This window comes from Cellvibrio mixtus subsp. mixtus J3-8, from assembly GCF_000766945.1.
GTDB classification, from domain to species: Bacteria; Pseudomonadota; Gammaproteobacteria; order Pseudomonadales; family Cellvibrionaceae; genus Cellvibrio; species Cellvibrio mixtus_A.
The window spans coordinates 98,900-115,895 of record NZ_KN266207.1; the positions used below are offsets into that span (position 1 = coordinate 98,900).

A 16,996-nucleotide genomic window follows, 5' to 3' on the forward strand; every position below is an offset into this window, starting at 1 on the left:
GTATTTTTAAGCTATGTGCGGCCAATGAACTTGGGTATAGGTATATCGTCTTATAATGAGTGCGGCTGCGACCGCAGAATTCTCCGCAAACAAAGGCAGGTAAAATCATGAACATGTTCTTCAAGCACACAGCCTTGAAACTGGTGTTAATCGGATTGTTGGGCAGTGTTGTTGCCGGTTGCTCTATTACCAAAAACCATGAAAAAGAAGCGCAAATAAAAGCGGATAAGGAAGGTTTGTCCGCTGTAAAAAATTCCAGGTTTGACGGCACCTTCGTCGCACCAAATGCGGAGTTTGCGCAGTACAAAAAATTATTTGTTGAGCAGTTGGATTTAACCGATGTAAAAATCCGCAAACAATCCAACCCTAGCCTGATTCATGATACGCCGTGGGAATTGAACGATAATGATCGCCGCTTTTATCAAGAGCGTTACACGGAAGCTTTGATGAATAATTTAATTGTGGATGGTCGTTATTCCACTGCGTTGCAAGCGGGTGCTGATGTATTAAGTGTGCGCGCTAAAGTACTGGAAATCGCCCCCCTGGGCAGTAAGGATGATTTTAAAGGCCGTCCAACCAGTGTGAAGGTTTACAGTGAAGGTATGGGAACAATGACGCTGGAAATTTCCCTGTATGATTCAACGTCCGGGAAAGTATTGGCGATTATTACTGATCAGCGTGACCTTGGGAAAATTTGGGAAGAAAATAACCGGGTGACCAATAACATCCAGGTGCGTTTGGCATTTGATGCCTGGTTGAAAAAATTACGTAGCGAGCTGGATCGTTTATCAGCGAAGTAAAAATTTATAACACGCAGATAAAAAACGGGCGATCACTGATCGCCCGTTTTTTATCAAGCCCTTCTTAATCACGCGTTCCGGCTTATTTCAAATCATCCAGGTATTTTTCTGCATCCAGTGCCGCCATACAGCCCGCGCCTGAAGAGGTAATAGCCTGGCGATAAATATGGTCGGCAACATCGCCTGCAGCAAATACACCAGGAATATTTGTTGCTGTCGCATTGCCTTCCAGGCCGCTTTTAACTTTGATGTAGCCATTGTGCATATCCAGTTGGCCTTCAAAGATATCGGTGTTGGGTTTGTGGCCAATCGCGATAAATACACCGGCGATATCAAGATCCTGGGTAGTGCCATCGACAGTGCTTTTTACGCGCAGACCATTTACCCCGGCATCGTTGCCCAATACTTCTTCCAGTTGATGGTTCCACAGCAGTTTGATATTTCCGGTTGCCGCTTTGGCGAACAGTTTATCTTGCAAAATTTTCTCTGATTTCAACTTGTCACGACGATGAATCAGCGTAACTTCGCTAGCGATATTCGATAAATAAAGCGCTTCTTCTACTGCGGTATTTCCACCGCCGACAACAGCTACTTTTTGGCCGCGATAGAAGAATCCATCACAGGTCGCACAAGCGCTCACACCTTTACCCATAAATGCTTCTTCTGATGGCAGGCCCAAATACTGGGCAGAAGCACCGGTAGAGATAATCAGCGCATCACAGGTGTAGGTATTGGAACCGATCAGCTTGAACGGGCGCTCGGTTAATACGGCCTCATGGATGTGATCGAAAATAATCTGCGTATCGAAACGCTCGGCGTGTTGCTGCATCTGGACCATCAAATCCGGGCCTTGCAAGTCGTGAACGCCGCCTGGCCAGTTTTCCACTTCGGTTGTGGTGGTTAATTGACCGCCTTGTTGCATGCCGGTAATAACCACAGGTTTAAGGTTGGCGCGTGCGGCATAAATCGCAGCGGTGTAGCCCGCAGGGCCGGAGCCGAGAATAATTAATTGATGGTGTTGTACTTCACTCATAGTAAATCCTTGATATACCAATGTTGGATATTTGAAAACCGGATGCGTAAAGGAATGTACTGAACGCGTGCTGCCTAATGTGGGGGCATGATAGGCCAATCACAACGGTCGCGCAAAATTGTCTCGTTCAATGCGTTGTATTAGCTTTACCTATATGGTGCTATCGGCAGGGCTTTATTGGGGTGGCCGGTTATTAACCTGCCAGTGCACCGAGAATTGAAATGTGTTTATTCCAGTCCGCAGCGCTATGCTCGCGCAATAATTGCTCAAATGCGGCGGGGGATAAGGGTTTGGAAAAAAGATAGCCTTGTAATAAATCGGCGCCATAATCGCGGCAAATGCGCGCTTGCTCGCGTGTCTCTATACCTTCAACCACTACCGTTAAATCCAGGCTTTTTGCAAAAATAATCATTGCCCGCAGAATGCGGCAATCCGCTGCATTTTCCGGAATTCCCATGACAAAAGTGCGATCAATCTTCAAGGTTTTTGCTGGCAACTCCTTTAAATATGCCATGGATGAATAGCCCGTACCAAAATCATCCACGGCAATTTCAATGCCGTAATCCAGCATTTGCCGCAGTCGTTGCGCTGTGCGTTGCAGGTTTTCAATCAATACTGACTCAGTAATTTCCAGGCTCACGCAACGGCCAGGTACACCAGTGCTATCAAGGTCCTTAATAATATTTTGATAAAGGTCTTCATCAGTCAGTAATTGCGCGCACACATTGAATTTCATATTGAAATTATCATTCACGAGGCCATCCTGTCGCCAACGGGCAATTTGCTGGCAGGCTTTCAAGCGGCTTTTGGAATCGATTTCGCCAATCAAACCAATCTCTTCGGCAAGGCCAATGAATGCGGCGGGAGGCAAAATTCCACGTTCGGGGTGATCCCAGCGGATCAATCCTTCTGCGCCGCAAATTTCGAAGGTTTGCGCATCCACAATGGGTTGATAAAACAAAATGAAATGATCTGTGGGAATTAAATTGCGCAATTCTTTTTCCAGGCGAATGCGTTCCTGCATTTGCGCTTGCATGGTTTGTGAAAAGAACTGGTAATTATTGCGGCCATCGTGTTTTGCGCGATACATCGCCAAATCAGCGGCTTTTAATAAGTCACTGGCTGATTGCCCGGCATCAGGATACGTGGCGATACCGATGCTGGTAGAAATAGTATTTTCAAATTTACCGATAATAATAGGCTTGCGCAGGTCATCCAGGATGCGTTGCGCCAGTTGGCTAATGGCTTCTTGGGTATCAAAGTTATGGGCTAGCACTGCAAACTCATCGCCGCCCAGGCGGCAAACAATATCGCCCGCCCGCACCACCCGTAACAAGCGTTGCGCAACCTCTTTTAATACCTGGTCGCCGATGATATGACCGAGGCTGTCGTTGATAATTTTGAAATTATCAAGGTCGAGGAAGAGCAGGGCGAGCTGATCGCTTTGGCGTTTTGCGCGGGGAATAGCGGCGCGCAAACTCTCATCAAAATAATAACGATTAGCCAACCCGGTTAACGAATCATTTTCGGCTAGTGCACGCAAGCGTTGATGGCTTTCCTGTAATTGCCGCTCCAACAAATGGCGTGAGCGCGCGTGGGTGATAGCACGCGTTAAATGTTTGTGGGCAATTTCCGATTTGAATAAAACATCTTGCGCACCAGCCTCAATAAATTCGCGCTCCAGTTCTTCGTCGGCGCTGGCGCCGGTCAGGATAATCACCGCGGCATGGTGTTGCGGATGTTTATTCAGTAGCTGGAGCACTTCCAGTCCATCAATATCAGGTAAGCGATAATCCAGTAACACCGCATCAAAGTCGTTGCTGTCAAACTGTTCCAATCCTTCTGCAGCCGAGGATGCCTGGGAAATAGTGATATCCCATTCCGCTTTACGAAAGGTACGGATGATCGCCTGGCGATCCAGATCATTGTCATCGATTAACAACAGCTTCATGCAGTTTTACTCCTCCACAAAAGTGTTATGTTTCTTTAACCGGCAATTCAATGACTTTCCAGTAATGGTCCAGCAATCCAACGACCTGTAAAAAATCACTGTCCATGCGCTGTTTAAGCAGGTAACCGGCAACGTGTTCGCGGTAGGCCGCGATAATGTCTTCATCTGATTTCGACGTTGTTAATACGAATACAATCGCATGGGTTAGTTCCGGGTCTGCGCGCAAGACCTCCAGAAACTCAATGCCATTCATGCGCGGCATATTGATATCCAACAAAATAATGTATGGGCCGGGTATTTCGCCATTACGCAATATTTCGAGGGCTTCCAAACCATCTTTTGCGCGATAAAGGGGATTTAATAATTTGAGTTTATGTAAAGCGCGTCGTAACGCCGTCGCATCAATATCGTCGTCATCGACAATTAACAGGCTAACTGTGCGGAAGTGGTCGTTTTGGCCTGGTGGATGTAATCTATCAATCATAAATTTGCCCTCTCCTTAATGACTTTTGGCCAGGTAAATGAAAACCGGCAACCGCGCCCCTCGGAAAATACGGTGATCGTGCCGCCATAGGTTTCTACCAGTTTTTTTATCAATGCCAGGCCCATACCGCTGCCTTCCAGTTCGTCGCGCGGTTTCAACGTCTGGAACATGCCAAAGACCCGCTCCTGGAATTTTTCAGGGATACCCGGTCCGTCATCGCTCACACTGAACTGATAAAATTGACTGTTAACATCCTCGCTATCAATGCGAATAACACCCTGGTCGCGGTCATGATGTTTAAGTGCATTGGACAACAGATTACGCAGTATTTGTTCAAACGGCGTGCCGAGTGTTTCGAACTCAGGCAAGTTATCTCCCAGTTCCAGGCGTATCCCGGGCTTGGTGTTTTGGATTTCAAATAATTCACTGGCCATGTGCGCGACATCAACCAATATTGTTTTTCCATCAGCTTTTCCTGCGCGATAAAAAATCAACATGTCGTCCAATAATTTTTCCATACGCTGGATACGATTGCGCAACATTCCTGTATGTTTGTCGACTTCCGTGTATTCTTTTTCAATAAGATCCTCTTCAATCCAGGTAGAAAGTTGCGCAATTCCACGCAGAGGCGATTTCAAATCATGGGATGCAACATACGCAAAGGTTTCCAGTTCTTTATTGGTCTGTGCCAGGCGGTGATTTGTTTTTTCCAATTCCTTTTGGTGCTGTGTCAATAATTCGTTGAATCTGTTTCGCTCGTCAATATTATGTGCAAAAACTTTCAGGGTTTTGGCCATATCGCCAATTTCATGCGGGTGATCATAAAACGGAATGTCGGCGTGCGTATCACCCGTTGATATAGATAACATTGCCTGGCGAACTTCGTGCAATTGCGAGCTTAAGCTACGTGTGATTAACCCGGCAACTATTATGCCTGCCAGCAAAAAACCAAAGATAACCACAAACATTAAATTGGCCGAGTGATCGCGGGTAATAATGGCTTGCTCATTCAACAGGCGCATTTGTTCCTGCGCTTCAACTATCATGCGGTCGCAAAAACTTTCCAACGTCATAGTGGTATTCTGGATCTGGTTTAGCGCGATTTTCCTGTAGCCCTCTACATCGCCTGATGCCAATTGGTGGTGAATAGTGCGAATCACAATTTTCCAATCGCTGAAAAGGGCTTTGAATTGCGTGATGTCGGTTTGACCGAGATGTTCACGTTCTATTATCCGCAACTCGTTGGCAATCCGCGCTTCCATTTTGTCGACCTCAAGCGGAATGTTTTTTTCGTTCATCAGGTCGGGGCTGATTGCTACATCTTTAATGGCGCGATTCAGGTTGGATATATCGTTTTTAATGCGCAGTGAAGCATTGCTGGCTTGTAGTGGCCCCTGATAAAGTTTTTGCGAAATGCTGGCAACATTATTGATTTGCAATAAGCCGATTGAGCCAACGCCTACAAATAATAAACTCATAAAAATAAAGCCGGTCACCAACCGTTTGAAAAAATTCAAACGGTTGAAAGCCGCAATTGCTGCTTGATAGCGAAGGATAAAAATACCTGATGAAAATGCGACCAGACTTATTGCCGTTTGCGGGGACATTTTTATTCCCACCCAGGCAGCACTGGGATACAGGCCAAATTCCTGGCTGATCATAGTGGATAATGCTGTAAAGAAAATCAGCAAACTGAATAATGTGGCCACGATACTGCGCGTGCCTTTGGTGTGGATAGCAAAAAATAACGTAATGGATGCCAGCAAAAATGCTGCACTGCTAACCGGCGACATCGGCTGCGTGTGTACAGGGGGTTCACTAAGCAAAACAGTAAACCAGTTAGTGGTATTTAGCGGGATACCGACAATAATATCCAGGATGGTGAGCGCACCCAGTGCGAACAAAATGAAGCTGCAAACGAATAACATTGCGCGATTTGCTTTGAGAATGGAATATAAACCCAGGCCACAGGTGATAATGCCTATCGCGGTGTTGTAGGTCATGAGTGTGATATAGGGATAAATCCCGGACAACGCATGCGGTGAGTGCCATGTAACCAGCACCCCGATACCCAAGGCAACCAGGAAGCCCGAGATCAATATTGGTGGTAAAGGATGATCATCATTAAAACGTTTTGTTTTGTGCATATCTCATTTAATCCATAACCCTTGAGCTTACTCTCCCCTGTGTTGCGTTGCCTGCTAAATAAACGTTGACACGCTAAACTTGCAGGTCGGCATCCAAGTCAATTCCACAAAAGAGTGTAGTTTCTGTCTAATAAAAATTCTTAAAAAATAAGGGCTTGCGCTGAAAATAATTAGCTATGGGCATTGGTTATAGTTTTGAGTCATAAAAAAGGTGGTGAATCGTGGAATCTGTCGTCCAATCCCCTTGCGTACGAAATTGTTGCTTGAATGAAGAGGATATTTGTCTCGGTTGTTTCCGCAGCCTGGCGGAAATTACGCGGTGGGGAGCGGTAAATAATCAGATAAAGCTGGAAATTGTGCGGAATGCCGAGCAGCGTCGGGTTGATTACCTGAAGAAATGGAGACGGTGATAACGTTATCTCCATGTGATTACTGGCGCCGCGCTTTCGATTCGTTTACCCTGCGCACCCTAAAAATAAAAAGCAATTTGTTATACGTTTCCGGATTATTAGAACTAGACTTGCGGTACATGCATTTTTTAAGGGCTATAGTTTTACTGCAAGTTTTATCGATAAAAATACAACTAAATAATAACTGCATGCGATGGTTGGCAATGGACCGCTGTATCGACCGTGACGATACCCACAGCAGCTCCAGACAATAAACAACAATACATACAGTTTTTTCTATGCAGTCGTTAAAGGCATTCAAAATCTGGTTGAGCATGCAATGCCAAATTCTGGGCAATGTCAGTGCCGCCATACTTGTTAAATCCGCAGCGGATAACCCGCTCATCCTGGCGAAGTGGCCCAATACCGATGTTGATACGGTGTTGTTGTTTGATGCGATTAATCCTGTCATGGAAAAAAAGCGTTTGCATTTGCAAGTGCTGGGTACCAATGACTATCTGCTGGGGCAGCCATTAATAATAGACGAACAATTTTGGGGCGTGCTGGTATTGCGCGTTTCATTGTTGGATAAAAAAGCGTTGCCGGGTTTACTGCACTTGCTGAAACCGGGTCAATTCTGGTTGCAATTTATGGTGCAATCATTGGGTAGTGAGTTGGCCGCCGGGCGAGAGCCAGCGGTTTCTGCTACCGATGTTGTTTCAACTGTGCAACCCGTCAGGGCAGCAACCCCGGATTTACCGTTAGTGTCTTTGAAAGAAAGCATTAATGGTTCGCTCCTGCAATTAACTGCCAGTTTACTTAAAGAAAATTCATTGCAAGAAACCACGATTACGCTGGTGAATTTGCTCGCAGGTTTATTGCAAGCAACGCGTGTCAGTATAGGTTTACTGGATTCCAGCGGAAAAAGATTGCAACTGGATGCCGTTTCCTTTTCGGCGAATTTTGATAAACGCACCCAGGCCATGCAACTCATTACCGAAGCTATGGCAGAGGCAGTCGAACAGGGTGTTCGTATTGATTGTGTTGTGCCTAATCCGGATCAGGTGGAATCGACCGATGCATCAGCGCTGCTGATTAAACAAGCACATCAACAGTTATTGCACACACAGCAATTGCATGCAGTGAATAGTTTTTTATTGCGCAAAGGTGAGAAAATTATCGGTGTACTAACGATTGAACTGGATAGGCGTACAACGCTGGATAGTGATCAGGAATGGTTGGTGCAACAGGCAACCCATTATGCAGCGGCAATCATTCAATTGCGCCAGCAAGCTGTTGCGGGTTTATGGCAAGGATTAAGGCAGCGTATTGCTACACGGTTGCAACACTGGTTAGGTGAAGAGTCCTGGCGGGGGAAGTTAATTGCAATCGGTGCAATGGTATTGTTGGTCGCATTATTTGTTCCGGTAAATTACCAACTATCGGCAGATGCAAGTTTACAGACCACGGAAAAATATCTGTTGGTCTCTCCGCAAGACGCTTATCTCGGTACTATTTCGGCGCGCCCCGGCGATCAGGTAAAAAAAGGTACGGTGCTCGCGCAATTAAACGATGAAGATCTGCGGTTGGAGCGGCGCAAAGTTGCCAGTCAGGCGCAGCAATATCGTCAGGCTTATGATTCGGCGCTTGCGAATTCCAATCGTGTGGAAGCGGCTATTGCGAATGCACAATTGGATCAAGCCAGTATTCAATTGCAATTGCTCGACCAGCAATTAACGCGCACCCAATTGTTAGCCCCCAGTGATGGCATTGTGGTCTCCGATGATATTTCGCAAACGCGCGGTGCACCGGTAAAACAGGGGGATGTGTTATTTGAAATTGCGGCGAGCCGGAATTATCTCGTGCAATTATTTGTGGATGAGCGCGATATTGCATTGGTAAAACCGGGGCTGGAAGGCGAGTTAAAATTAAATAGCTTGCCAACGGAAACATTTAATACTCGCGTAAAATTAATTACACCAATCAGCGAAGTGCGTGAGGGGCGCAATTATTTCCGTGTTGAGCTGGAATTGGTGGAAAATTTACAGCGTGCAGAATTACTGCGTCCGGGAATGACTGGAACTGGCAAAGTGAATGTCGGCTCGCGCGCATTGGGATGGATTTGGTTCCATGACCTGTGGCATTGGCTGCGCTTGAGTATCTGGTAATTGCTATGAGCGATACGCCTGCTGTTAATAACGGGTTAACTGTTAACAATGATTCTGCCACTGGCAACAACCCTGCGTGGCAACGCCTTGAATCCTTGCGGCCTTCGTTGCCGCGCCATATCCATATCCAGCGACGCGATTACAATCAGGAGCGCTGGTATTTATTGCAAGATAAAAGCAATGGACGGTTTCATCGCCTGACGCCATCTGCATGGCGTTTGATTTCGGCAATGAATGGCCGCAATTCATTGACACAAGTGCTTGCAGCGGCTGCAAATCCACAATTTTATGAATCTGTGGAAGAAATTCCGACACGCGATGATCTAATTCATTTGCTGCAATATTTGCATGTGGCGGATTTGCTGGTTTGCGATATGCCACCCAATACCCAGGAGTTATTTGCGCGGCGCGAACAAAAAAAACAACAGCGCTGGTTGCGCCTGTTAATGAATCCGCTTACCTGGAATATTCCACTGGGTAATCCGGATAAATTACTGGATAAGTTAATGCCGGTAGCGCGTTTGCTGTCCACGCGGACAATGGGCGTGATCTGGTTGCTGGTAGTGAGTTATGCATTGTTGCAAGCCGGTAATCATTGGACCCAGCTGACCCACGGCCAACTGGACCGCATTTTATCCCCGTCAAATTTATTTTTGCTGTGGTTGACCTATCCCTTTTTTAAAATCCTGCATGAATTGGGGCATGGCCTGTTTACCAAAGTATGGGGCGGGCAAGTGAATGATTGCGGTATTGTTTTTGTTGTCGGTACGCCTTTGCCGTACGTGGATGCCAGTGCTGCAACCGGCTTCTATGCCAAACGCCAACGCCTGATGGTCAGTGCAGCAGGTATGGCAGTGGAATTATTTTTAGCTGCGCTGGCGCTGTTGTTGTGGGTGCAATTATCCGGCGGGTTCCTGCGCGATTTTTTATACAACATTATTTTAATTGGTGGTGTATCCACGTTGTTTTTTAATGGTAATCCCCTGATGCGCTTTGATGGTTATCATCTGCTAACCGATGCGTGGGATTTGCCGAATCTCGCTACACGAGCCAATCAACAAGTGAGTTATTTGTTGCGTCGCTATGCGTTTGGAATTGTCGGTGTATATTCTCCGGCCAGTTCGGTGCGCGAAGCCTGGTTGTTAGCGAGCTACAGTATTGCCGCGTTTATTTATCGCGTGTTTATGTTGTTTTTTATTATTTTGCTCGTCGCTAATTATTTTCCCGCATTGGGTTTGGTCATTGGTTGCTGGCTGATTTTTTTCCAGCTGGTATGGCCCGGGTTAAAAGCGTTGCAATTTTTATGGCGCGATAAACAATTAGCCAGTCAACGCAAAAGGGCATTTGCGGTTACCGGTATAACAAGTGTTGTAATCCTGTTGTTTTTGATTGTTGTGCCATTACCGCAATCAACCGCGGTAGAAGCGGTGTTGTGGTTGCCGGATGAAGCGCGCGTGAAAACGGAATCCAGCGGGGAAGTTGTGGAGTTGCTGGTCGCAGATGGCAGTTCGGTTGTTGCTGGCGATGCATTGGTGCGTTTGCAAAATCCGACGTTAATTGCCCATCTGGAAGTGCAGCGGGCCAAGTTGCGTGAATACGATGCGCGTTACCAACGGGCGTGGGTAGAAGACCGTTCGCAGGCGCAAATGTTTGAGCAGGATATTGCCGCTATCAAAGCAGAAGTGGCGTTGTTACAAGAGCGTGCCACCAATCTGATTGTACGTAGCCCGTCCAGTGGCGTTTTCCGTATAACCCGCGCTTATTATTTACCGGGTAGCTATCTAAAGCAGGGTGATGAGTTAGCGATCATTGAAAAGCCGGATGCGGTGCGTGTGCGAGCGGCATTACTGCAGGACGAAGTGGGGTTGGTTAGCCGGGCCACTGATCGGGTTAGTATCCGTTTTGCCAGTGATCCGGTGAATGTGATATCGGCAGATGCAATTCAGTCTGCACCAATTGCGAGCGAACAATTACCTAATCCGGTGTTGGGCACGCAGGGTGGCGGACGTATCGCAGTGGATGGAGCCCAGGCCGGCGGTACCAGGGTAAAGGAAAAGGTATTTTTACTGGATTTGGCCCTGCGTAATTACGAGCAGAGTGGGCATTTTGGTGAGCGGGCTTACGTGAAATTCCATCATCCGCCTGAACCATTGGCGGCGCGCTGGTATCGAAATTTACAACAAGTATTTATCCGTCATTTTTCGTAACGTCCTTTTTTAATCTATAGTAATAACCATTTAGTGTTTTTATATCGAGTTAACCATGTACAACGCATCGAAAATGTCATTGCTGGTACTTTTATTCAGCAATGAATTATTAGCCCAGACGCAAGAGCCTGCACAGCTTAATTGCCGTATAGAACCTTCGATCACAGTGGAGATGAGTAGCGCTGTTGAAGGCGTTATTAGTGAAGTATTGGTCGACAAAAATGCTGTTATTAAAAAAGGCGATGTACTTGCTCGCCTTGATGCCGGTTTGGAGGCCGCTACTGCCGAATTGCGTCGAGTGCAATCCGAGTTGACCAGTGATGTGCAGTCACAACAATTAGCGCTGGAGTTCAGTGAACGATCCCTCACACGTGTAAAAGATTTATACGATAAAAAAGCTGCCTCCTTTTCTGAGCTGGATAAACTCAAAACAGAACATGCTATTGCCCAACAGCAACTGCGCCAGGCGCTGGATCGTAAACGCCAGGCAGAGCTTGAATATAAAAGGGCGCTTGCTGATTTGCAGCGTCGGACCCTCGTTAGCCCGATTGATGGTGTTGTCGTTGAGCGGTTGAAAGAACCGGGCGAGCATATCGATTTTGAACCGGTATTGAAGCTGGCCAAACTGGATCCGCTACGTGTGGAAGTTTATGCCCCCGCAAGTTTATACGGAAAAGTGAAAGCCGGAATGAAAGCCAATGTTATTCCGGAATTAGGTGCTGACAGCCGTAGTTATTCAGCCGAAGTCACCCTGGTGGATCAAGTTATTGATGGCCCAAGTAATACCTTTGGTATCCGTTTAGCCTTTGCGAACCCCGGCAATCGTTTACCGAGTGGTTTGAAGTGTCGCGTTACTTTTGAGGGTGTAACACTGAATTTATTAGAACCACGGACTTTACCTTGATTGCCAGTCGTTGCCTCGATACAGATGGCGTAGTGTGAGTGAGAATAATTTATTACAACAAAATATAAGGACGCAGCATAAATCTAGATTATTTTTTTATGTAATCCTGCCTTTGCCAGTTTTTGTGCCAGAATTAACAGATTGATATTTTTTGATAACTACTAATAACCGATAAATAAGATTTTACGGGTGGATCCAAACCGACACCTCTATAGACTCGGTTTGCTTGCTGACAGTCAAGTTCCTCTATGGTTTGGTGAGCGGGGTCAGCATAGAAGGATGCAGTTGGTTATTTACCAGTCCTTTAACCCGTAGTGCGATTTATCAAAATCGCATCAATGCAACAGCGAGTCTATGTCCAAAACACCGCGTCATCGCCGTCCTCTGATTGAAGCTCTGGAGCCGAGATTACTGTTTTCTGCAACAGCGGATATCGCTGTGTTTGATGACGGTAATTCAGATGCACAATACCTCACGCAGGCTGCGCACGAGGTAGATCTTGTTAGCATTTACATGCCCGATGAAACACATCCGCTCATGATGCAGGATGCGGGCAACGATATTGCGCACATTGATACTGTTATCTTTGTTGACACCGCCGTCGATAATTACCAAACCCTTGTCAAGGATATAGAAACTTCACTAAAAGGTGATTCGGTAGCTATTGTTTACCTTGATAACACCAAAGATGGTTTGGTACAGATCAGTGATTACCTCGCAGGCGCCAGTGGTATTTCTGCAGTACATATTATTTCCCACGGTGTTGCTGGCAGTGTGCAATTGGGAACCCAGGTGCTCAATGAAAATAATATTGCGCAATACCAGCAATCATTAACCGCGTGGAAAAATGCACTCAGCGATGATGCCGATATATTGTTATACGGTTGCGATGTTGCGGCGAATCAAAGCGGTATGAATTTGTTGCGGCAATTGAGTGATATTACCGGTGCCGATGTCGCGGCGAGCAATGATTTAACCGGTAACGCAGCCAATGCAGATTGGGATTTGGAAGCGCGCGTGGGCCATATTGAAACTGCATCTATTTTTAGCAGCAACCAATCCATGGAATGGCAGGGTGTATTAGCGGATGTTGTACATTTGTACTCGGGTGTGGCCACTAATGAACAGGCCATTCCAACATCCGGCAATGTGATGCAAGGTGTCCAGTTAACTTCCAGTCAAACTGTAGACCGTATTCAGGTAATGCTGGCAAATCACGGCACCAGTTCTACTTCAGTACAAATGATTGTGCATGAACATAGCTACAACGGCACCGCAATTGCCACTGCAACGGTGGATACCAGTTCACTGGGAAGTTCGCTGGGATGGGTGAATTTTGATTTTGTAGCCAAGACATTTAACGCTTACACGGTTTATTGGATCGAATTTAAAACCAACAATGGCGCAGACAATCTGGTAGGGATTGGTTATATCAACAGCAACGTTATTAGCAGCGAATTTGTTGTTAATAACAGTGGCGATGCGAGCAAGGATATGGCGATTGCCCTGGTGGATGTAGAAAACCGCGCGCCTACTCTTGCCAATCCAATCCCAAATCAAACGACAAATGAAGAAGCATGGTTTAGTTACACCTTTGCGGCGAATACGTTTAATGACCAGGATGGTGATACGCTCACTTACAGTGCTACGTTAGCGAATGGCAATCCGCTACCGCCGTGGTTAAGTTTTAATGCTGGCACGCGCACATTTAGCGGTGTACCTGATGATGGTGATGTTGGAACTATTTCAATAAAAGTCACTGCCAATGATGGTAAGGGTGGCAGCATTGATGACACGTTTGATTTAACAATCATTAACATTAATGATAATCCGTTTTTAAATATCCCTGTTCCCAATCAAAATGCAACGGAAGATTCCGTATTTAATTATACCTTTCCTGCCAATACGTTTGGCGATGGTGATGTGGGAACAACTTTCACTTACACCGCTGAATTAGCCGGTGGCGGTGCATTGCCAGCCTGGCTAAATTTTGATTCGGCAACGCGCACATTCAGTGGCACACCACTTAATGGTGATGTTGGTACTATCTCGATTAAATTAACTGCAAACGACGGGGCTGGTGGGACAGCAACTGACAATTTCGATATTGTTATTGCAAACACCAACGACGCACCCACCGTAGCCAATCCAATTCCCAATCAAACAGCTACCGAAAACGTACTCTTTAATTACACATTTGCGATTAATACATTCCATGATCAGGATGTGGGTAGCACTTTAACCTACACCGCACAAATTCCCGGTGGTACTCCACTACCAGCGTGGTTATCGTTTGATAGTGCAACACGTACATTTAGCGGTACGCCCTCTAATGGCGATGTGGGCAATATCACCATTGAAGTCAGGGCAAGTGATGGAACAGCAACAGTTTCCGATTTTTTTGATTTGAATGTCCAAAATGTTGGCTCATCCAACGTCGTGTATGAAACCTCGGGGCCGTCAACGGATACACAGGTCATCGGTTCCGGTGTTCCGTTTTTCCAAAGCTTTTCGCACAATAGCGTTGGTGCTACATACACGATCGACTCCATTGTATTGCAGTTAATAAAAGATCCTTCCGCGTCGCTGCAGACAATCACAGTGACTTTATTATCCGGTGCTTACAACGGCACTGTCGTTGGTACTGCAACTATTTCTTCTGCAACCATAAGTACCACGCTGGCGTGGAAGGCGTTTGACTTTACTAATAAAGTCCTCACGGATAATCAATTATATTTTATAAAAATTGAATCAAGCAGCGTGGACGGATTGGTCAAAGCCGCTATCCATAATTCGGATGTTTACCCCAACGGCTCTTACCATTCCAGTGGCGGATCCCCCGACATTACGCGTGATGTCGCCTTCCAGATTTCCAGTGGCGCGAATATAGATCCAGTTATTACCAATCCCATTCCCAATCAATCTGCAACGGAAGATGCAGTATTTAATTTTCAATTTGCAGCAAGTACCTTTAATGACGCTGATGTTGGCGATACGCTAACTTATACAGCAACTATGGCGGATGGCAGTGCATTGCCTTCATGGTTGAGTTTTAATGCAGCAACGCGAACTTTTTCAGGTACTCCTGCCAATGCGGATGTAGGAACCATCTCCATTAAAGTAACAGCAGATGATGGTAATGGTGGCACACCGGCAACCGATACGTTCGATTTGGTGGTTGTAAATACCAACGATGCGCCGACAGTGGCGAATCCAATTCCCAATCAAAATGCCACTGAAGATTCTGCATTTAATTTTACCTTTGCAACCAATACATTTGCCGACCAGGATATCGGTAATACACTTAGTTACAGCGCGCAACTTGCTGGCGGTGGGGCACTCCCTGCCTGGTTAACGTTTGATGCCGCGACGCGCACATTTAGTGGCACACCCACCAATGCTTTTGTTGGTACTGTATCGATAGATGTTATTGCGAATGATGGTAATGGCGGTACAGTTACCGATACGTTTAATATCATTGTTGCAAATACCAATGATGATCCAATTGTTGCCAACGCCATTCCCAATCAAAATGCCACTGAAGATTCTTTATTTAATTTTCAGTTTGCAGCCAACACATTCAGTGACCAGGATGTGGGTGATTCGCTTACGTATTCTGCCCAATTAGCGGGTGGCGGCGCGTTGCCATCCTGGATAAGTTTTAATGCAGCAACGCGCACTTTTAGCGGAACACCAGCCAATGGAGATGTTGGTAGTTTTTCCGTTGACGTTATTGCGAGTGATGGTAACGGTGGTTTGGTAACAGATACTTTCACTATTAACGTTGCCAATGTGAATGATGCACCGTCAGTGAGTATTGCGCTCGCGGATTACTACACTAGCGAACAGGTCGCGGTAAATTTGCATGGCACAGGCATCACGGTTTCTGATGTTGATAGTACTAACATTACGTTGACGCTCACTGGCACGGGCAGCCACAGCCAATTAACAGCGAACCCAGGAACAACGGGTGTTAGCATTTTTTCCGGCAATAATTCACCCACGCTGGTGCTCACCGGGACGCTCACCCAAATTAATGATTTCCTCGCAGGAAATAATGGCGGCACATTAACCTATCGTTTGGCCGGCGACACACCCATCGCAACGGCGACGTTAACGATTACCGCGAGTGATGGTGCATTGACAGGTAATGGCACCACATCTATCCATATTGCTGCTGTTAATGATGCACCGGTAAATACGGTTCCGGGTGCGCAAGTAATAGCAGAAGATAATGCCTTGGTATTTAGTGCGGGCAATGGCAACCAGATCCAGGTAAATGATGTCGATGCTGCAAGTGGAAATCTGGAAGTCACTTTATCGGTGACGAATGGTACGCTCACGCTCGCCGGTACCAACGGATTAAGTTTTACTACGGGTGATGGCACTGCGGATTCAACATTGGTATTCACCGGCACGCTCGCCGATATAAATACCGCACTGGCGACGTTAACGTTTAACCCAACAGCAAATTACAACGGTGCTGCAGTTTTATCGCTTACCACCAGCGACCTGGGCAATACTGGTAGTGGTGGAACACTCACTGATACTGACACCGTTAATATCACGATAAGCGCTGCTAATGATGCACCGACAGTAGCCAATGCAATTCCCAATCAAAATGCGACAGAAGATTCTGCGTTTAATTTCCAGTTTGCAGTGAATACTTTTGCGGATGTCGATGCTGGTGCAACGCTAACGTATTCTGCACAATTAAATGGCGGTGGTGCGTTGCCGTCGTGGTTAAGTTTTAATGCGGCGACACGCACTTTTAGTGGTACACCGGCAAACGGTGATGTTGGAACTATTTCCATTGATGTGATTGCCGACGATGGCAACGGTGGAACGGTTACCGATACATTTGATATTGTCATCGCCAACACGAACGATGCGCCAACAGTCGCGAATCCAAT

At 46.3% G+C, this 16,996-nt stretch carries 10 protein-coding genes; 6 read left to right on the forward strand and 4 right to left on the reverse strand.

Translation table 11 applies throughout. The features are described from left to right. Positions 1 to 107: 107 nt before the first annotated feature. Complete coding sequence (locus tag A596_RS05575) at positions 108 to 800, forward strand: DUF3313 family protein (protein ID WP_039913178.1); 693 nt, start codon at positions 108 to 110, stop codon at positions 798 to 800. An 82-nt stretch (positions 801 to 882) separates the two neighbouring features. On the opposite strand, the gene trxB is transcribed toward A596_RS05575, so the two are convergent. From trxB to A596_RS21965, 4 genes are all read right to left on the reverse strand, one after another. Then, positions 883 to 1,833 (reverse strand): thioredoxin-disulfide reductase, encoded by a 951-nt coding sequence (gene trxB / locus A596_RS05580; protein ID WP_039913179.1) that lies wholly within the window; start codon positions 1,831 to 1,833, stop codon positions 883 to 885. Positions 1,834 to 2,026: 193 nt separating this feature from the next. Beyond that, positions 2,027 to 3,784 carry a putative bifunctional diguanylate cyclase/phosphodiesterase gene (locus A596_RS05585; RefSeq protein WP_039913180.1) on the reverse strand — a complete coding sequence of 586 codons (1,758 nt, stop codon included), beginning with the start codon at positions 3,782 to 3,784 and terminating at the stop codon, positions 2,027 to 2,029. 25 nt (positions 3,785 to 3,809) lie between these two features. Next, positions 3,810 to 4,268 carry a response regulator gene (locus tag A596_RS05590; RefSeq protein WP_052417266.1) on the reverse strand — a complete coding sequence of 153 codons (459 nt, stop codon included), beginning with the start codon at positions 4,266 to 4,268 and terminating at the stop codon, positions 3,810 to 3,812. Then, positions 4,265 to 6,415 carry an ATP-binding protein gene (locus tag A596_RS21965; RefSeq protein WP_052417267.1) on the reverse strand — a complete coding sequence of 717 codons (2,151 nt, stop codon included), beginning with the start codon at positions 6,413 to 6,415 and terminating at the stop codon, positions 4,265 to 4,267. Before A596_RS21965 ends, A596_RS05590 begins: the two co-directional genes overlap by 4 nt. 221 nt (positions 6,416 to 6,636) lie before the next feature. Here A596_RS21965 and A596_RS22610 point away from each other — a divergent pair, with 221 nt between their 5' ends. The 5 genes from A596_RS22610 to A596_RS05615 all read left to right on the forward strand — a co-directional run. Beyond that, positions 6,637 to 6,825 carry a DUF1289 domain-containing protein gene (locus A596_RS22610; protein WP_268745679.1) on the forward strand — a complete coding sequence of 63 codons (189 nt, stop codon included), beginning with the start codon at positions 6,637 to 6,639 and terminating at the stop codon, positions 6,823 to 6,825. Between the two features lie 278 nt (positions 6,826 to 7,103). Continuing rightward, the gene (locus A596_RS05600) at positions 7,104 to 8,972 is read left to right on the forward strand and encodes a GAF domain-containing protein (RefSeq protein WP_039913181.1); all 1,869 of its coding nucleotides are present in this window, start codon (positions 7,104 to 7,106) and stop codon (positions 8,970 to 8,972) included. A 5-nt stretch (positions 8,973 to 8,977) separates the two neighbouring features. Next, on the forward strand, positions 8,978 to 11,179 hold the full coding sequence (locus A596_RS05605; RefSeq protein WP_052417387.1) for an efflux RND transporter periplasmic adaptor subunit: 2,202 nt from the start codon (positions 8,978 to 8,980) through the stop codon (positions 11,177 to 11,179). Between the two features lie 55 nt (positions 11,180 to 11,234). Continuing rightward, complete coding sequence (locus A596_RS05610) at positions 11,235 to 12,083, forward strand: efflux RND transporter periplasmic adaptor subunit (RefSeq protein ID WP_235425624.1); 849 nt, start codon at positions 11,235 to 11,237, stop codon at positions 12,081 to 12,083. A 354-nt stretch (positions 12,084 to 12,437) separates the two neighbouring features. Next, on the forward strand, positions 12,438 to 16,996 hold a 4,559-nt coding region (locus A596_RS05615; protein WP_039913182.1), incomplete at its 3' end, for a putative Ig domain-containing protein.